13 protein-coding genes and 4 pseudogenes are annotated in these 17,557 nt (G+C 69.8%); 4 read left to right on the top strand and 13 right to left on the bottom strand.

The genetic code is table 11. The annotated features are described in order from the left end of the window. Window positions 1–9 precede the first annotated feature (9 nt). The 9 genes and pseudogenes from AQJ67_RS07680 to AQJ67_RS07650 form a co-directional block, all read right to left on the bottom strand. Window positions 10–1,395: an MFS transporter gene (locus AQJ67_RS07680; RefSeq protein ID WP_062717278.1), complete on the bottom strand. Its 1,386-nt coding sequence runs from the start codon at window positions 1,393–1,395 to the stop codon at window positions 10–12. A 435-nt stretch (window positions 1,396–1,830) separates the two neighbouring features. Next, the gene (locus AQJ67_RS07675; protein ID WP_425264139.1) at window positions 1,831–2,877 is read right to left on the bottom strand and encodes a helix-turn-helix domain-containing protein; all 1,047 of its coding nucleotides are present in this window, start codon (window positions 2,875–2,877) and stop codon (window positions 1,831–1,833) included. Beyond that, a pseudogene (locus tag AQJ67_RS07670) lies at window positions 2,870–3,450 on the bottom strand (alpha/beta hydrolase); the annotation flags it as partial. The gene AQJ67_RS07675 and the pseudogene AQJ67_RS07670, both read right to left, overlap by 8 nt. 371 nt (window positions 3,451–3,821) lie before the next feature. Next, window positions 3,822–4,564, bottom strand: a pseudogene (locus AQJ67_RS07665) (AMP-binding protein); the annotation flags it as partial. A gap of 969 nt (window positions 4,565–5,533) precedes the next feature. Continuing rightward, window positions 5,534–5,689 carry a hypothetical protein gene (locus tag AQJ67_RS49070; protein WP_244190382.1) on the bottom strand — a complete coding sequence of 52 codons (156 nt, stop codon included), beginning with the start codon at window positions 5,687–5,689 and terminating at the stop codon, window positions 5,534–5,536. A gap of 28 nt (window positions 5,690–5,717) precedes the next feature. After that, window positions 5,718–6,089: pseudogene (locus AQJ67_RS50640) on the bottom strand (CocE/NonD family hydrolase C-terminal non-catalytic domain-containing protein); the annotation flags it as partial. A 67-nt stretch (window positions 6,090–6,156) separates the two neighbouring features. Beyond that, window positions 6,157–6,927, bottom strand: coding sequence for an SDR family NAD(P)-dependent oxidoreductase (locus AQJ67_RS07660; protein ID WP_062717277.1), 771 nt, complete (start codon window positions 6,925–6,927; stop codon window positions 6,157–6,159). Window positions 6,928–6,929: 2 nt separating this feature from the next. Continuing rightward, window positions 6,930–8,126: an acyl-CoA dehydrogenase family protein gene (locus tag AQJ67_RS07655; RefSeq protein WP_062717276.1), complete on the bottom strand. Its 1,197-nt coding sequence runs from the start codon at window positions 8,124–8,126 to the stop codon at window positions 6,930–6,932. A 65-nt stretch (window positions 8,127–8,191) separates the two neighbouring features. Then, window positions 8,192–9,886 carry an AMP-binding protein gene (locus tag AQJ67_RS07650; protein ID WP_208614917.1) on the bottom strand — a complete coding sequence of 565 codons (1,695 nt, stop codon included), beginning with the start codon at window positions 9,884–9,886 and terminating at the stop codon, window positions 8,192–8,194. 128 nt (window positions 9,887–10,014) lie between these two features. Between AQJ67_RS07650 and AQJ67_RS07645 the strand changes: the two genes are divergently transcribed. Further along, the gene (locus AQJ67_RS07645) at window positions 10,015–10,872 is read left to right on the top strand and encodes a helix-turn-helix transcriptional regulator (protein ID WP_062717275.1); all 858 of its coding nucleotides are present in this window, start codon (window positions 10,015–10,017) and stop codon (window positions 10,870–10,872) included. An 82-nt stretch (window positions 10,873–10,954) separates the two neighbouring features. Here the strand turns inward: AQJ67_RS07645 and AQJ67_RS07640 are convergent, their stop codons facing one another. After that, a complete protein-coding gene (locus tag AQJ67_RS07640; RefSeq protein ID WP_279616878.1) occupies window positions 10,955–11,956 on the bottom strand; it encodes a LacI family DNA-binding transcriptional regulator in 1,002 nt (333 codons plus the stop codon). Between the two features lie 562 nt (window positions 11,957–12,518). Here AQJ67_RS07640 and AQJ67_RS50950 point away from each other — a divergent pair. Then, window positions 12,519–12,885 (top strand): annotated as a pseudogene (locus AQJ67_RS50950) (ATP-binding protein); the annotation flags it as partial. Here the strand turns inward: AQJ67_RS50950 and AQJ67_RS07635 are convergent. Then, complete coding sequence (locus AQJ67_RS07635) at window positions 12,863–13,453, bottom strand: alpha/beta hydrolase (protein ID WP_062717273.1); 591 nt, start codon at window positions 13,451–13,453, stop codon at window positions 12,863–12,865. The pseudogene AQJ67_RS50950 and the gene AQJ67_RS07635 overlap by 23 nt on opposite strands. A 42-nt stretch (window positions 13,454–13,495) precedes the next feature. After that, the gene (locus AQJ67_RS50635) at window positions 13,496–13,801 is read right to left on the bottom strand and encodes a hypothetical protein (protein WP_425264138.1); all 306 of its coding nucleotides are present in this window, start codon (window positions 13,799–13,801) and stop codon (window positions 13,496–13,498) included. On the opposite strand from AQJ67_RS50635, the gene AQJ67_RS44840 reads away from it, so the two are divergent. Then, window positions 13,700–13,918 (top strand): hypothetical protein, encoded by a 219-nt coding sequence (locus AQJ67_RS44840; protein ID WP_208614915.1) that lies wholly within the window; start codon window positions 13,700–13,702, stop codon window positions 13,916–13,918. The two genes, AQJ67_RS50635 and AQJ67_RS44840, sit on opposite strands and share 102 nt — an antisense overlap. A 148-nt stretch (window positions 13,919–14,066) precedes the next feature. After that, on the top strand, window positions 14,067–16,154 hold the full coding sequence (locus AQJ67_RS07625) for an ATP-binding SpoIIE family protein phosphatase (RefSeq protein ID WP_062717271.1): 2,088 nt from the start codon (window positions 14,067–14,069) through the stop codon (window positions 16,152–16,154). 15 nt (window positions 16,155–16,169) lie between these two features. On the opposite strand, the gene AQJ67_RS07620 is transcribed toward AQJ67_RS07625, so the two are convergent. Continuing rightward, window positions 16,170–17,441 (bottom strand): MFS transporter, encoded by a 1,272-nt coding sequence (locus AQJ67_RS07620; protein ID WP_208614914.1) that lies wholly within the window; start codon window positions 17,439–17,441, stop codon window positions 16,170–16,172. Window positions 17,442–17,557: the final 116 nt, after the last annotated feature.

Below are 17,557 nucleotides of genomic sequence, written 5' to 3'. Positions count from 1 at the left end.
TGCTGGGGGTCAGACGGTGCGTGCGTCCGCAGCCCGGGCCGCCGCGGGCTCCACGTCGGCCGGGGAGTCGATGTCGGCCAGGTCCCGGTGACGGGTCTCCTTGGCCACGCCGACCGCGATCAACGTCAGGACCGACGCGGCGATGACGTACAGGGCGATCGGGGTGGAGCTGTCGTAGTCGGCCAGCAGCGCGGTCGCGATCAACGGCGCCGGCGCACCCGCCGCGACCGAGGCGAACTGGGCACCGATCGAGGCACCGGAGTAGCGCATCCGGGTCGCGAACATCTCGGAGAAGAAGGCGGCCTGGGGTGCGTACATGGCGCCGTGCAGGACCAGGCCCACCGTCACGGCGAGGAGCAGGTTGCCGAAGCCGCCGGTGTCGATGAGTGAGAAGAACGGGAACATCCACAGTCCGACGCCGGCGGCGCCCAGCAGATAGACGGGGCGACGGCCGATCCGGTCCGACAGCGCGCCCCAGGCCGGAATGACCGCGAAGTGCACGGCGGAGGCGATGAGCACGGCGTTGAGAGCGGTCTGCTTGGAGACGCCGGCCGATGTGGTGGCGTAGACGAGGATGAACGCGGTGATGACGTAGTAGCTGATGTTCTCCGCCATCCGCGCGCCCATCGCCACCAGCACATCACGCCAGTGGTGCCGCAGTACGGAGACCAGCGGCAGCTTCTCGGCCTCGGCCGTCCGCGTGACCTTGCGTGCCTCGGCCTGCGCCAACGCCTGCTTGAAGACGGGCGATTCGTCGACAGAAAGGCGAATCCACAGACCGACGATCACGAGCACGCCGGAGAGCAGGAAGGGGATGCGCCAGCCCCAGCTGCCGAAGGCGCTGTCCGACAGCAAGGCCGTCAGCAGGGACAGCACTCCGGTTGCCAGCAACTGCCCCGCGGGTGCGCCGGTCTGCGGCCACGAGGCCCAGAAACCACGCCGTCGCGCGTCCCCGTGCTCGGACACCAGCAGCACGGCCCCGCCCCACTCGCCACCGAGCGCGAAGCCCTGCACCAGCCGCAGCACGGTCAGCAGCACGGGCGCCGCGGACCCGATGGTCGCGTGCGTCGGCAGCAGCCCGATCGCGAAGGTCGCCCTGCCCATCAGCAGCAGGCTCAACACCAGCAGCTTCTTGCGACCGAGCCGGTCACCGTAGTGCCCGAAGACCAGCGCGCCCAGCGGACGGGCGGCGAATCCGACGGCGTACGTCAAGAACGACAGGAGCGTGCCGACGAGCGGGTCGGAGTCGGGGAAGAACAGTTTGTTGAAGACGAGGGCGGCGGCGGAGCCGTAGAGGAAGAAGTCGTACCACTCGATGGTGGTGCCGATGAGGCTGGCGGCGACGATGCGCTTGAGGTTGCCGGGGGGTGGGGGAGCGGTCGTTCCGGAGGCCATGTGCGCCACTTCCTCGTGTGCGGTGGGGACGGTTACGTGTCGGGATACCGTAGAAACCCGCAGGTCAGGCGCACATGTGTCGGGACAACATAGTTCGGGGTGCGGCTATGCATGTGCCCACCATGCCTGCCCGTTGAGCAGTGGCTGAGGGGCCCGCAGAGGAGCGAAAGTCGTGTCGTCCGGGACGCGTAGTTAGGGATGATTTGACGAGGTCGTGCTGACTCCCGTGCTGGTTTGGTGCTGACTAAAAGCCCACGTCATCGCCCGTCTTCGTCGCTCCCGTGCTGATATATGGCTGAGTCTCTGTTCGGGTTAGCACGGTGCCGGGAACTCAGCGGAGCCGGCTCGTCCCGGCAGGTTCTTCGGGCTCTCGTTGGTCATGGGAAGTGTTTTGTCCCGTGGATGAGCCGGTAGTGCTTGCGCGGGGTCGGCGGTTCACGGCTGGAGGGGGCGGTCCTCTCCACGAGCCAATCGTCTTGTGAGGAGGGCCAGTTGTAGCCGCAGATGGCCTGTGAGGGTGTGGACCGGCCAGCCGAGGAGTCCCTCGGCGTGCGCGAGTCGGGTCTCCAGTGTGGAGTGGTGGATGTTGAGCTTGGCGGCGGCGGCGAGCGCACGTGCGTCGGGCGGAGGCCCGGTGCCCGATCTGACGAGGTCCGCGAGGAGGACGATGTCGCCCAGATCGTTGGCGTACATCACGCGTTCACCCGGGTCGTCGGCCGTTCCCTCGGCGGTGAACCGCAGCGCGGTCCGGGCAGCGGCCCAGGACTGCGGCCCAGGACTGCGGCCCAGGACTGCGACAGGTCGAGCACAGGGACAGCCGGCCCGATTCCGCCCCGTCCGGCAGGTAGATCCGCCTGTTTCGGCCGCTCGCCGCGGTGCACGGGCAGGATTCGGGGGCGTCGCCCAGCACGGCCAGGGCGCGTACGCGTACGGTCGGGTCGCCATCGGTGAGACCGAGACCGAGACCGAGACCGAGAGCGAGACCGCGTGCCGCATGCATACGAGCCTCTGCCCAGGCCGTGGGGTCGAGCACCGTCTCCAGCAGTGCCGATCGTCGGAGGCGGAGAGCGGTGCGCGACCGCGCGTGCGGTCCAGAATCTGGCGGAGGATGCCGGATGCCCGCTCCAGGATCACCGCGTCGACCACGCTCGGCGGGCCGGGGCGCTCCAGCCACAGGGCCGCCGAGGTGTCCGGTGCGAGTTCCCGGCACAGCCAGGAGGAGTCCGGCGGGGAGTCGGTGTCGTGACGTTTCCCGTCGGACTCCACGCGGACGTGGACGCGCCGGGCCGTGTCGATCAGCCGGGCCGGGTATCCGGTTAGTACGGCGGCGCCGCGGACCAGCGCCTCCAGGCCGGCCCTCGCTTCGGCCAGTCGGTCGAAGTAGGCGATGGCCCGGACGGCGGCCCCGGCGTCCGGGTCCAGGGCGGCCAGGCGTCCGGCGAGTGCGTCCAGGCGCTCAGGTGGGTCGGGGTGGTCATTCACCCAGCAGCCGGCGCAGCCACGTCACGCGTGCGGCCGCCGTGGCCTGTGAGATGGCGGCCTGGGGGGCCATGGCGTCGAATTTGTGGAAGCCGCCGGGCCATACGTGCAGTTCGGCGACTCCACCGACCTGCCAGATGCGGGAAGCGTAGGCGACGGCCTCGTCGCGGAAGGTTTCCGCGGAACCGACGTCGATGAAGGCCGGGGCAGCCCGGACAGGTCCTCTGCCCGGGCAGGCGCCGCGACCCCGGGGACGTCGTCACGACCGCGCCGCTCACCGAGCAGTGCCGTCCAGCCGGCCTTGTTGGAGGTGCGGTCCCATACGCTGACCCCATCCATCTGGAGGGCGGAGAACGTGTCGTTGCGGTCGTCGAGCATGGGGCACATCAGCATCTGTCCGATCGGGCTGGGACCCTTACGGTCGCGGCTCAGCAGGGCCAGCGCCGCTGTCAGGCCGCCGCCCGCGCTGGTGCCGGCAATGATGATCCGCTCCGGATCCCCGCCGATCTCCTTGGCGTTCTCCGCCACCCAGGACAGGCCGTCGTACACGTCCTCCACCGGAGCGGGGTACGGGTGCCTGCCACTGTGCCGGGCCACCAGCTTGTAGTAGGGGCCGCCGCCCACCCCGCTGATCGTGCCTGCGACGGTGTCGATGGCCACATGCGGGTACCACGGCAGGTCCATCGTGGTCTTGGTGGGGAAGGTCAGCGGGAGCCAGACGTACGGCGAGTCGTTGACCGTGCCGCCCATGGAGTTGCCCCAGCGGTCGCCCATGTACAAGTACGGGGTGCCCTGAGTGCCGTGGACGGGCAGCACAAACGTGGTCTGGGAACCGTAGGCGGTGTCGTCACCGACGTCGGTCGTGGCGGTCCAGGGACCCGCGATGCTCGTGGCGGTCGCGTACTTCTGCTGGTTGGGCTTCCAACCGCGAGCGCCAAGAACGGCCGTCAGGCGACCGGTGCCGAGATGTTCCGCTTGAGGATCTTGCCGCTCGGTCCCATCGGCAGCGTATCCACCAGCCACACATGGCGCGGGTACTTGTAGGAGGCCACGCGTTCCTTGACGAACCGCTGAAGTTCATCGGTTGTGGCTGAGGATCCCGGGCGCAGGACGATTGCCGCTGCCACTTCCTCGCCCAGCCGTTCGTCGGGCACGCCGAGGACGGCAGCGAGGGCCACGGCGGGATGCTCGTGCAGGACCTCCTCGATCTCGCGCGGGTAGACGTTGTAGCCGCCGCGGATGACGAGGTCCTCTTGCGGTCGACGATGTAGAGGTAGCCCTCCTCGTCCTGTCGGGCCAGATCGCCGCTCCGCAGCCAGCCGTCGGGGATGGCCGCGGCGGTGTCCCCGGGACGGTTCCAGTAACCCTTCATCAGGTTCGGTCCGCGGACGGCCAGTTCGCCGACCCCGCCCGGTGCCACGTCCTGGCCGTCATCGTCGAGCAGTCGCACCTCGACGTCGCGGATGGGAGTGCCGATGGAGCCGGCCTTGCGCGGCCGGTGAGGGTGGTTGAAGGTGACCACCGGACTGGTCTCGGACATGCCGAATCCCTCCAGCACCACGCAGCCGAAGCGTCGTTCGAAGCCGTGCAGAACCTCGACCGGCAGAGAGGCGCCGCCCGATATGCACATGCGCAGGCAGGACACGTCCGCATCGGCGGCCTCCGGATACTGGAGCAGAGTTGCGTACATCGCCCAGGCCGCACCCGCGACATCCGAGGAGCTCTACAGCGGGCGGATGGCCCACGACGAGCATGGTCGAGCGGTCCTCCTGGCCTTCGCGACGGGCCAGGGCGCAGGACAGTTCGCGGGAGCTCGCGAGCCGATCACAGCTGACCTCCGGCTCACCCCCCCAGACGCTGCTGCCTGGCCGCCGCGTGACTGTCGGGTTCGAGGTGGTCCACCCCTGAGGCCCGCCCCGAGCCACCCCAAACCCCAGGGCCCGTCCGGTGCCTCTCCCCCCGCCGATCGGGCGGGCCCTGGTCCATACGATCATCAGGTGCACGCCTCGGGTGCTGGGGCGGCATCGCCGGAGAGTCTGCGTGCACCAGCCCTGTGGGATGCACCGTGGGCGCGCCGACCCGCGCAAGCCCCGAGAGCGCGATGTCGTCGTACCGACCAGGTCGTCATCCGGGGGAGCACGGCGCCGTCCAGCAGGTGGCAGCACGTCTAGCTTGAACCGATTCGTCCTCGGGTCCACCATCGTGAACGGGTGGAAACTCGATTTGGCACCGGAGGGCACCCATGACCGCCAAGGGTCGAGATCCTCGAAGAACCGGATCTCAGGCGCACCTGCGTCGACCTGCGCGTGGACCTGCGCGTCGACCTGCGCGTCGACCTGCGCGTGGATCGCACCTCCGCCCCGCAGTGCTTGTGCTCGAGAGATGCGGCTGACGACGAGGGGTGGGCTCGTCTACGCCCCTCTGGGCAAATTCAGGGCACGCGAGGCATGGACAAAGGGTGAGCCTCGTGTGCCGGAGAGGGTGCTCGGGCGCGAACCGATAGTCGATCTCCACTCCTTCGACATCGGGAAATTGGGTGAGGTAGTCAGTCGTGGTTCGCCGTATGTCCCCTCCGTTTCTATTGGCGTTCTTCGTGAGCGGCACCGTCGCGTCGAAGCGACGATCGGCAGGATTATGCGGCTGGGGTGTCGAGGCCCGGTCAGCAGCGTTTAGTGGCAACCACAGCGTCGTCGAGCGACTCGGTCGCGATGTCTTCGCCTGTATTGGTGTTGCGCTCGTAGCGCGGGTAAATGCTGCTGGAGATGTCGACTCTGATGCGGATATCTGGCAGGAAGACATTCGCGGGGGCGGCCATGCCGGTTCTCACGTCGTATACGTCGCCCCGGTACCACTGGCTCGGGCAGGGCAAGGCTCTCCCGGTAACGCATACGGACGATGCCGTCGCAGAGGCTGATCGCCCGTCGATCAGGATGGACGTCGATCAACCGTGCGGTGAAGTCGGTGTCGGCTGCCTCGGTGGACCGGAGTGATCGACTTCTCGTGAGGGTGGCCCACCCACCGGTCGCTCCAGTGGCGTAGGTGGTTCGTCGGATGCGAAGTACAGAACGGTCCTCGGGTGAAGGGCGACCTGCCGCCCCATCTACGGCATCGCGCCCGGGAAGACATGGTTGGCGCACACGCCGTGGCCAGTGCACCGACCGGCCACGGCGCGGGTCACCCTCCGGCCTCCATCGTGCGACGGGCCGGTCAGCCATGGGGAGGAAGAGCCGCCGAACCAGATCTCTCCCGCAAGCAGGGAACGCGGAAATCTCCGCCGTCCTGCTACCGCGGCGCCATACGGATCGCGCCGTCGAGGCGGATGACCTCGCCGTTCAGCATCGGGTTCTCGGTGATGTGGCGGACCAGTGCCGCGAACTCGGACGGGTCGCCGAGGCGGGCCGGGTGGGGGACCTGTTGGCCGAGCGAGTCACGGGCATCCTGGGGGAGTCCCGCCATCAGGGGCGTGTTGAAGAGGCCCGGCGCGATCGCGACCACCCGGATCTGGTGCCGGGCCAGTTCGCGGGCGGCGGGGAGGGTGAGGCCGGCGACGCCGGCCTTCGAGGCGGCGTAAGCGGCCTGGCCGATCTGTCCGTCGTACGCGGCGACCGAGGCCGTGGCGACGAGCACCCCGCGTTCGCCGTCGACGATCTCGGTTTCGGAGATGCGGTGGGCGGCGAGCCGGAAGACGTTGAAGGTGCCGGTCAGGTTGATGTGGACCACGCGGGCGAAGTCGTCCAGGGCGAGCGGTCCGCCCCGCGACAGCATGCGCCCGGGTGTCGCTACGCCCGCGCAGCTCACGGCCGTACGGAGCGGGGCGGGCTCGGCGGCGGCGTCCACCGCGGCCTGTACGTCGTCGGGGTCGGTCACATCGCAGGGGACGAAGCGCACCGTGGGCCCGATGGCGGCGAGTTCCTCTGCGACAGCCTTGCCGGGGGAGGAGGGCAGGTCGGCGATCACCACGTGAGCCCCGGCGCGCAGCAGTTCGGTGGCGGTGGCGCGGCCGAGACCGCTGGCGCCGCCGGTGACGAGGGCGGCGGTTCCGGTGAGCTTCACGTTCAGTTCCCTTCGGAGACGAGGATGTGGGCGGCGGGCCCGCGGCGGCCGCGGGCCAGTTCCCGGCTGATGACCATGCGCTGGATCTGGTTGGTGCCTTCGAAGATCTGCATGACCTTCGCCTCCCGCATGTACCGCTCCACGGGGAAGTCCCTGGTGTAGCCCGCGCCGCCGAACACCTGGACGGCGTCGGTGGTCACCCGCATCGTGGCCTCGGTGGCGACCAGCTTGGCGATGCTGGCCTGGCGGCCGTACGGCAGTCCGGCGTCCTTGCGTCGCGCCGCCGACAGCAGCGTCGCCCGGGCGGATTCCACGGCCGCCTCCATGTCGGCGAGCAGGAACGCCAGCCCTTGATGGTCGATGATCGGCCGCCCGAACGCCTCCCGCTCCTTCGCATAGGCAACGGCGTCGTCCAGCGCTCCCTGGGCCAGCCCGACGGCGACGGCGGCGATGCCCAGGCGCCCGGCGTCGAGGCCGGCGAGCGCGATGGGCAGGCCCTGGCCCTCCGCGCCGATCCTGCGCTCGGCGGGGACCCGGACGCCGTCGAAGCGCATGGTCGCGGTGGCCTGCGCGGTCAGACCCATCTTGCGTTCCGGCGGATCGGCCGACAGGTTCGGCGTGTCAGCCGGCACGAGGAAGCAGGAGACTCCCTGGCTGCGGTGCTCGCCGGTGCGCGCCATGACGGTGTAGAAGTCGGCGTGCCCGCCGTGCGTGGTCCATGCCTTCTCGCCGTGCAGGACATAGTCGTCCCCGTCGCGGTCGGCGCGGGTGCGCATCGCGGCCGGGTCGGAGCCCGCGTGGGACTCCGACAGGCAGTACGCGCCCAGCAATTCCCCGCCGAGCATGTCCGGCAGCCACTGCTCCCGCTGGTCGTCCGTGCCGTGGTTCGCCAGCGCGAAGCAGGACAGCGCGTGCACGCTCACGCCGATGCCGACGCTCGCCCAGCGCGCCGAGATCTCCTCGAGTACCTGCAGGTAGACCTCGTACGACAGTCCGGCGCCACCCCACTCCTCCGGGAACGGCAGTCCGAGCAGCCCGGCGCGGCCCAGGGTGCGGAAGACGTCGCGCGGGAACCGCTCGGCGGCCTCGTCCTCGGCGGCACGCGGAGCCAGCGCTCCGTCGGCGATCTCGCGCGTCAACTCCAGCAACTCCGCCGCCTCCTCGGTCGGCAGCAGTCGGGACACGGGTACGCGGGACATGGGACGAACCTCCAGTGAGCGGACGGAGCGAGGAGTGTGTGTGGGGGGTGCCGTCGGACGACGGTTCAGGACTGCCGGATCTCCCGGGCGCGCTGCTCGCGGAGCAGGAAGCGTTGAATCTTGCCGCTGGGCGTCTTGGGCAGTCGGTCGGTGAAGTGCACGGTTCGGGGATAGGCGTGCGCGGCGAACTTGCGCTTGACCAGGTGCCGCAGCTCCTCGGCGAGGGCGGCGTCGCCCACCGCCGGGTCACGCAGCACGACGTATGCCTCAAGCACCTCGCCGCGCAGCGTGTCCGGCACGCCGACGACGGCCGCCTCGACGACGCTTTCGTGCTGCACCAGCACGCTCTCCACGTCGAACGGGCCGATGCGGTACCCGGCCATGATGATCACGTCGTCGTCGCGCGCGGAGAAGAAGAAGTTGCCGTCGGCGTCCCGGGCGCCCGCGTCGCCGGTGAGGTACCAGCGGCCGTCGGCCCTGAAGCGCTCGGCGGTTTTCTCCGGCGCGTCCACGTACCCGGAGAACCACAGCAGCGGGCTGCCGGTGACGTCGATCGCGACGCGCCCGAGGGTGCCCTGCGGCGCGGGTTCGTCCCGGTCGTCGTACAGCACCTCGGCCGACCAGCCGGGCAGCGGCCTGCCCATCGAACCGGGCGGAACCGGGACCCGCACGCCGTCCGCCCAGCCGCCCACGATCACCATGCCGTGCTCGGTCTGCCCGTAGTGGTCACGTACCGCCACGCCGAGAGCCTCCTGCGACCAGGAGACGACCTCGGGGGTGAGCGGCTCACCGGCCGAGGAAGCACGCCGCAGCCGTACGCCGTCCGGAGCGGGGTCGGGCGCGGCCTTGAGACTGCGGTAGACGGTGGGCGCGGCCGCGAAGTTGGTGACGCCGAAGGTGCGCAGCACCTGCCAGGTGAGAGCCGGGCTGAAACCGGCGTGCAGCAGCAGACTGCGGGTGCCGGTGGCCAGCGGGCCGAGGATGGCGTAGTACAGGCCGTACGCCCACCCGGGATCGGCGGCGTTCCAGAACACGTCGTCGGGGCGTACGTCGAGGCCGAACTCCAGGTACGCCTGGAAGGACGCCAGTGCCTTGACCGGTACGGGGACACCCTTCGGCGCGCCCGTCGTGCCCGAGGTGAACAGCTGGACCAGCGGACCGTCCCCGCCGATGGCGACGGGGCGGCCCTGCGGCTCGTCGTCGGCGTAGTGGGCCAGCAGCCCGGCGAAGGAGAGGCCGCCTTCGTCCGGCGTGTCACCGGCGACCACGGTCAGCCAGGGTGGATCAGCCGGCATGTCCTCGCCGGGCGCGAGTTTGGTGTGCTGATCCGCGTCGACCACGACGACCTTCGCACGGCCGGCACGGAGCCGGAGCGCGATCGCGGGCGGGGCGAACGCTGTGAACAGCGGAAGATGCACCGCGCCCCGCCGCCAGATGCCCAGCAGCGCCACGACCAGGTCGGCGGACTTGCCCATCAGCGTGGCGACCGCGTCCCCGGGCTCGACACCCAGATCCGCCAGTGCGGCGGCGAAACGGGCCGACTCACGGCGCAGCTGTCCGTACGTGAGGTCTTCGGCGGACAGGTCCGCGTCCACGATCGTGAAGGCCACCGCATCCTCGGGATGGCGGTCGCACAGCAATTCCGCGGCGCTGGCGTCCGGAGAATCGAAGAGCGCGAGCAATTCGCGTACCCGCTGTTCCGGCGAGGCCGGGCCGGGGGAGTTCTCCCGCACATCGGCGGAATGACCGTGGGAAGTCACGACAATCCACTTCCTTTCTCGTGGACAGGGACTTTTACAGGGGCGTTACCGCGTCTTATGCTGCGCGTCGCAGTCATATGCTGCGCCTCACGCCCGGCGCCGACTACCCCCGGAAAGGGGCAGGGGCAATGCACTCCAGTACGGACACCGCTCTGCGGCCCGACGACGGGGACGCCTTCCGGCAGGCCCTCCGATCGCTCCACCAGCGCTCGCGCATCCCGGTCGTCTTCGGCGGCCAGGTGCGCGAACACGTGCTGAACCTGTCGCAGTTCATCGGTGCCCGTACGGCCGGGCTGCGCGGCCTCGACGTCCGCACCGAGACCGGCCTGGGCGGCCGGGTCCTGGCGAGTGCCCGGCCGGCCGCAGTGTCCGACTACGGGGCAGACCGGTCGATCACGCACGACTACGACGGTCCGGTGCTGGCGGAGGGCATCCGTTCCGTCGTCGCCGTTCCCGTCGTCGTGGCCGGCGCGGTGCGCGGTGTGCTGTACGGCGCCACCCGGGGCGCCACTCCTCTCGGGGACCGGGCGACGGACGAGGTCGTGGACGCCTCGCGGCGTTTGTGCGGGGAGGTCGCCGTACGGGACGAGGTCGACCGGCGTCTGCAACTCATGCGCGTCGCTCAGAGCGAGCCCGCCGGGGAACGATTCATGGTCGAGGAGATCCGCGAACTCCACGCGGAGCTGCGGTTGCTCGCTCAGGCGGTCCAGGACGACGAACTTCGCGCCCGGCTGGGCGCCGCGTCCCGCCGCCTGGCCGCCCTCGGCGCCGCACCGAAGCCCGAGCCTGTCTCGCCACTGTCCCCGAGGGAACTCGACGTGCTCGCCCAGATCGCCCTCGGCTGCACCAACCCCGAAGCAGGAGACCGCCTCGGCCTCAGCACCGAGACCGTCAAGGCGTATCTGCGCAGCGCGATGCGCAAGCTCGACGTCGGAACACGCTTCGCGGCAGTGGTCACCGCGCGACGCCGGGGCCTGCTGCCGTAGCGACGTCGATGGCGAGACGGATGTCCGGTGGGATCAGTTGTGGCGGGGTTGATGTCCTCGGGGGGCAGGGGGATGACGCCGCTCACGCCACCGGTCGCGCCGACTCCCGCACGCGGAGCTCCATCGCTTCGAGGTATTCACCCGGTGCGGCACCTTCGAGCGCCAGCTCGACCGAGCGCCGCCCCATCGCCTCGTACGGGAGGGCCACGGTGCTGAGGCGCGGACGGAGGAACGACACGATGCCGTCGTCATCGAAGGACACGACGGACACGTCCTGCGGGATTTCCAGACCCGCCGACCGGAACGCCTCGTAGGCGCCGGCAGCGATGGCGTCGTTGAGCGCGACGACGGCCCCGACTGGCGCGGCGTCCCGCAACGCGCGCGAGGCGGTCTCGAACCCGGTCTCGGCGTCCCAGGCCTCACGCTTGTACGGGATGGGGACGACGTCGACGCCGGCCGCGCGGAAGGCACTCAGAAGGCCCTCGATTCGCCGCTTAACCTGCGGGGTGATCAGGGGGTGATCGTAGAGTTGCGGCGGCATGCCCAGAAGGTGCACCCTGCGGTGCCCCAGAGTGATCAGGTGCTCCGCCGCCTGCCGGGCGCCCTCCGCCTCGTCGGGCAGGACCGACGCATAAGGCTCGTCCGGACTTGTCCCGTTGAGCAGGACCACGGGCACGGCGGGCCGCCGCTCGGGAAGCACGGCCCGGCCGGTGACGGTGGCGATCACGAGGGCGTCCACTCCGCGGTCCAGCAGTGCCTGGATCGCGCGTTCCTGCTCGGCCCGTTCGCCTTCGGTCTCCGTGATGAACATCGTGTGCGAGCGCTCTCGTGCCGCATGCAGGGCGCCGCGGATCATGGGACCGGCGTAGCGGGTCGAGGCGATGTGGTCGGAGACGAAGCCCAGGGTGGCCGACTTCTCCGTCCGGAGCCCGCGGGCCATCAAGTTGGGCCGGTAGCCCAGCTCGAGCGCGGAGGCGAACACACGCCGGTGAGCGTCCTCGCTCAGTCCGGTCCCGGTTTTGCCGTTCAGGATCAACGACACGGCCGTGGTCGACAGACCCGCGTGTGCGGCGACGTCGGTCAGGGTGACTCGTGGGCTTATCGCTCTATCCTCCGTGATCGGGGCCAGTCAGTTCCACGTCGTCGTCGGGTTGACAATCTCCCGCCTGATCGCCGAGGCAGCCGTCGGATGCGTCCGCGACAAGTTCGGTCCCCGCAGCATCGTGCCCGCCACTCGCGGAGGGGAGACCCGTGCTCCTTGCCCCCGGCCGGCGCGGCTGCCGCACTGGCCATGTGTGGAGCCCATCGCCGAGGCCCTCACAGCACGCGGCATCCCGCCCGGCTTCGTACCGGCCGACCACACAACCCGCGACGACGGCCTGACCACCTGCGGGCGCGATCGGGGAGTAGCCCATCAGTACGGGTGGCTCCTCGACCATGCAATAGCCGATAGCCGATAGCCGATAGCCGATAGCCGATAGCCGATAGCCGATAGCCGATAGCCGATAGCCGAAGCCGATAGCCGAAGCCGATAGCCGAAGCCGATAGCCGAAGCCGATAGCCGAAGCCGATAGCCGTAGCCGATAGCCGAGTCGGCCGGGCGGCCTTACACGGTCACCCGATCCGGCCCGCCGCGCGGACCCGAGGTAGCGCGTGCGGTCCCTGGCCACCAAGCCGTCCGCCAGGGCGCCAACGTCCGCTTCACCAAGACCAGCCGCATCCTCGCGGAGCTCGCCGGTGGTCATGCGGACCGCACCTGGGACAGGCGCATGCGCGAACTCATCCGCCCCGACCTGCTCATCCTCGACGACTTCGCCATGCGCGAGCTGTCCGCATCTCAGGCCGACGATCCGGCTGATCAACTCCAGCCACCAGGTCATCATGAACGGCCCCAGCTACCGGCCCAACAAGCGGCCAAAGGGCCCCACCGGCAAGCCGGACACCTCCGTCAGCGGCTGGAACCCGCCCGAGTTGGTCTTGCCATATGCCCTCAGCGGCCGAGGGAGCCGATGAAGCGGTCCAGCCGAGTGACGACTTGCCGCAGGACCTCAACCGATCCTGCGGCATCGTCCGCGAGCTCCAGGCCATGGTCCGCCGAGGGCACTTCCAGGACATCGTGTCGCAGGGACGCAGCAGTTCGTGAATCCCAGAGCGTGTCGGCGCTTCCGCCGATGAGGAGGGTCGGCTCCATGGCTCGCCGGAGAGCCGCGGCAACGTGGTCGATTTTCAGGAGCGGGGTGAGCCAGGCTGCCGGGATGTTCCTGTCAGCTGCGATGCCGCAGGCGAGGGAGCCCAGGGACTTGCCGACGACGAGCCGACAAGCCCCCGCCTCGACTTCGATGGCCTCGGTGACCTGCCGCTCCACCCATGCGATCCGGTCGTCCACCGTGAACTGCGCGAACCCATCGGGGATCTGCCACCACAGCTCCTGGACCGTCCAGCCGTGCTGGAGCAGGACACTCCGGGCGAAGTGCAGTAGCGGCCTGGCAGGCGAGTAGCCGACACCTGGAACGACGACTGCGACACGATCTCGGGCCCTGTCGAAACGGGTGGGCATGGCGAAGGGGACGGGATCAGACATGGCCGCAGACTACTGGTCAGCTGATCACGGGACTCCCGGTACTCAGACGCCGCCACAACCACCACCTGGGGAATTGCGTGACCGTCGACATACCCCTCCTGGGCAGATGACGACTGGCTCCTTGCGGGATGGGCTGATCAGTTCGGTGATGTGCTGTTCCAGGCGCCTGCGGTCGCGGCGCTCGAAACGGGAGTGCAGCATGGCCGCGGCCTGCGGTCCGAACAGCTGGCGTGCGATGGGGCCGAGGTGGCCGTAGAGCTGCTGGGCCTGGCGGATGTTGTTGGCGACGACGAGGACGGATCCACCGTTGTGCAGGCGTCGAACCCGAACGGAGCCGCCCGGAGCCACACCCTCGCCTCCACCACCGGCCGGTATCTGCGGCTGTGGGTCACCCGGCTCGGCGGACCGGCTTCCGACGAGTCCACCCGCTACAGGCCGCAACTCGCCGAGACTCGCATCAAGTAATCGACCACCGCCATCACGGGCGGCAATCAGGACCGGAAGGAGGGGCACCGCTGCGGTGGCGGGTGCCGATGCCGTAGCGGTCGACTGGCCTGGAGGGTCGCCTCGGGCCTCGGTTGTCGCGCTGTGAGTGCCGGAGCACACTGAGCACATGGAGCCCGCGCGTGAGGACGACGACCGTGCGCTGGTGGAGCAGGCTTTCCGCCAGGCGACCTTCTCGATGTCGATCTTCGGCACGGACCAGCGGTACCTCCGGCTCAACGAGGAGGCATGCCTGGTCATGGGGGTCGGGGAAGACGAGCTGCGCGGTTACCTCTACCCCTACGGCGTTCCGGCGGACGTGGACCAGCAGGGGATGCTGCAGGCGTTGCGGGACGTGACCACGACGGGGAAGCCCACGCACTACGAGAGCTTCACCCGGGCCCCGTCCAGCATCCGAGAGCATGCCTGGAACGTGAAGCTCTGGCCCATCCGTGACGACGCGGGTGACGTGTGCGCGGTGGGCATGGCCGCCTTCGACAGCAGCGAGCAGCACTGGGCGCGGCAGCGCCTCGCGGTGCTCGACGAGGCGGCGCTCCGGCTGGGCAGGAATCTGGACCTCACCCGCACCGCGGAGGAACTCGTCGACCTCGTGGTGCCCCGCTTCGCGGACTTCGCCAGTGTGGACCTGTTCCAGGCGGTGATGGAGGGCGACGAGCCCACGTCCGAGGGCTGGTCCGACCTCGTCGCACTGCGCCGCGTAGCCCACCTTTCCCTTGAGCCCGGCACCCCGGAGGCGGCGATCGAACTGGGCGGCACGGACGTCCACCCGCCGTACTCGCCGCTGGTGCGGGCCCTGCGTACCGGGCAGGCCGTGCTCAGCACCAGCGACGACCCGGGTCTCGAGCGCTGGCTGCAGGGCATGCCCGCGCGGGCCGCGAAGGTGCGCGAAGGCAGGGCCCGTGGTTTCACGGTCACGTCGGTGCTCGCGGTCCCGCTCATCGCGCGCGGCACCACGCTGGGCGTCGCGACGCTCGTGCGCGCGCGGCCGGATCCGTTCAACCAGGACGACTCGACGCTGGCCAGGGAACTCGCCGGCCGGGCGGCTCTGTGCGTGGACAACGCCCGCCGCTACACCCGCGAGCGCACCGCCGCCCTGACGCTCCAGCGCAGCCTCCTGCCGCGCGGCTTCGTCCGGCAGTCCGCCGTGGACGTCGCCTGCCGCTATCTGCCCACCGACGCAAGGGCAGGCGTCGGCGGCGACTGGTTCGACATCATTCCGCTCTCCGGCGCGCGCGTCGGTCTCGTGGTAGGTGACGTGGTCGGCCACGGCATCCAGGCGTCGGCGACCATGGGCCGGCTCCGTACGGCCGTCCAGACCCTCGCCGACGTCGACCTCCCGCCCGACGAACTGCTCGCGCACCTCGACGACCTGGTGCTCCGGGTGACCGCGCACGACGAGGAAGCCGGCCCCGGGGCCGACGGGACCGGCGAGACCGGCGCCACCTGTCTGTACGCCGTCTACGACCCCGTCTCCCGCAGGCTCACCACCGCCAGCGCCGGGCACCCGCCGCCCGTCATCCTTGAGCCCGGCGGCACCACGCGCGTCCTCGACGTCAGCGCCGGACCGGTGCTCGGCGTGGGCGGTCTGCCGTTCGAGGCGACAGAGGTCGAACTGCCGGAGGGCAGCCTCGTCGCGCTGTTCACGGACGGCCTGGTGGAAGCCGCCGATCACGACCCGGACGCAGGGGTCGGCCGGCTGTGCGAGGTGCTGGCCCGCTCGGGCACCTCGCTGGAGAGCCGTTGCGACGCCCTGCTCACCGAGCTGCTTCCCGCGCACCCCCGTGACGATGTCGCCCTTGTCCTCGCGCGCACCAGGGCGTTGCACGCCGGGCAGGTCCGGGTGTGGGACCTGGCGGCCGACGTCGAGCTGGTCGCCGAGGCCCGTCGGCTCGCCCTGGCTCAACTTCAGGCGTGGGGCCTCGAAGAAGCCGCGTTCGTCACCGAACTCGTGGTGAGCGAACTGGTCACCAACGCCATCCGCTACGGCGCTGATCCGATCCAACTGCGGCTGATCCATGACCGCACGCTGATCTGCGAGGTCTCCGACGGCAACTCCACCTCACCGCACCTGCGTCGGGCCCGCATGTTCGACGAGGGCGGCCGGGGGCTGCTGCTGGTCGCCCAGCTCACCACCAGCTGGGGTACGCGGCAGACGGCGACCGGGAAGACCATCTGGGCGGAACAGGAACTGGTCTGACCACCGGCCGGTGTTTCAGGATGCCTTTTGGCCGGCGGGCTTCTTGGTCTCGGTGGTCACGCGTGCCCCTCGGAAGAGCACCGGGAGCCACAGGAGACATGCCAGCAGGGGGACTGCGGCGTAGGTGGCCATGCCCGCACCGGAGCCCAGCCCGTCCATGAGCGCGCCGAGGACGAGGTAGCCGATGCCGATGAGCGCCGACTCCACGAATGCGATCATCGACAGCAGGCTCGCCCGGTGACGCGACGGCACCGCCTCGTTGAACACGTTGTCCACGATTACGGCGGTGATCTCGGGAATCCCGACCAGGACCAGGAACGCGGCGATGGTGACCCAGACAAGGCCGAGGCCGCTCAGGCCGAGCGCCAGGACGAGCGTCAGGAGAGACACCGGGACGACGCCCCGATACCCGATGCGCCGGTCCGCGCGGTCCGACAGCAAGGGGGCGAGTCCGCTGACGAAGAATCCCGCCGATATGACCACGCTGACCAAGGCGGTGCCCGCTCCCTGATCGGAGAGGGTCTTCTGCGTGAAAATGATGTACGGCGTCAAAGTCGCATGCATCAGTCCGGACACCACGACCAGCGTCACGAGCGCCGGCGTCGCGACCCGAAGCATCGCCCGCCATGCCGAGGCGTCGCCGTGCTCCTTCTCGGCTCCGTCCTGCTCGTCCACCGCGTCCGCGCCGCGGATCTCGGGCACCCGGGACATCAGCACCACCACGGCCAGAACGAGGCACGACGCCGAACCGACGTAGACGATTCCCCAGGAAAACTGCTGCAGTTGGCCGCCGAGGACGATGGCGAATCCCGAGGTGACCGTCCCGAGCATGGTGAACCGGGACTTGATCGTGACGTAGCCGGCCGTTGCACCACGGCGCACGAGCAGGTCGTACAGCAGGGCGGTGTCCGAACCGGATACACAGGCCATGCCCACGCCCTGGCCGATGAACAGCGTCACAAACACCCAGTAGTTGGCGGACGTCGCTTGACCGAGCAGGCAACCAGCTGTCAGCACCTGGCCGATCACGATGGCGGCACGCCTGCCGATTCGGTCGGCGATGACTCCCGTCGGCAACTCCGCCACTCCGCTGACCAGGTAGATCAGTGTCTGGAGCAGGGCCACTTGCCCGGCGGAGAAGCCGCGCTGCTGAAGGAAGAGGACGAATACGCCACGCTGGAACAGCGAGTTGGCGAGCACGGCGTATACGTAGAACGGGCGCGCGACGCTTCGTGCTGCGTCGTCGACTGCGGCCGACCCGCCAAGTGCCTTCGTGGTGCCGGTCATGCTGCGTGCTCCCCCCCGGTGACTCCGGTCCGGTGATCATTGGTGCTGGGCCTCCGATGTCGAGCCGGGCTCCACTCCGGACGTCACCGCCGCCCGGCTGCACGCCTGCCCTGGTC

It is taken from the genome of Streptomyces caeruleatus (assembly GCF_001514235.1).
Lineage (GTDB): Bacteria > Actinomycetota > Actinomycetes > Streptomycetales > Streptomycetaceae > Streptomyces > Streptomyces caeruleatus.
Note: the sequence above shows the minus strand (reverse complement) of the source record. Positions and strands in the feature narration are given on the sequence as shown.

Excerpts from the sequence above, each read along its gene's own strand:
- AQJ67_RS49070 (WP_244190382.1), bottom strand. The coding sequence starts at position 5,689 with ATGGCCGCCCCCGCGAATGTCTTCCTGCCAGATATCCGCATCAGAGTC.
- AQJ67_RS07655 (WP_062717276.1), bottom strand. The coding sequence starts at position 8,126 with ATGTCCCGCGTACCCGTGTCCCGACTGCTGCCGACCGAGGAGGCGGCG.
- AQJ67_RS07620 (WP_208614914.1), bottom strand. The coding sequence starts at position 17,441 with ATGACCGGCACCACGAAGGCACTTGGCGGGTCGGCCGCAGTCGACGAC.
- AQJ67_RS07635 (WP_062717273.1), bottom strand. The coding sequence starts at position 13,453 with ATGTCTGATCCCGTCCCCTTCGCCATGCCCACCCGTTTCGACAGGGCC.
- AQJ67_RS07680 (WP_062717278.1), bottom strand. The coding sequence starts at position 1,395 with ATGGCCTCCGGAACGACCGCTCCCCCACCCCCCGGCAACCTCAAGCGC.
- AQJ67_RS07645 (WP_062717275.1), top strand. The coding sequence starts at position 10,015 with ATGCACTCCAGTACGGACACCGCTCTGCGGCCCGACGACGGGGACGCC.
- AQJ67_RS07625 (WP_062717271.1), top strand. The coding sequence starts at position 14,067 with ATGGAGCCCGCGCGTGAGGACGACGACCGTGCGCTGGTGGAGCAGGCT.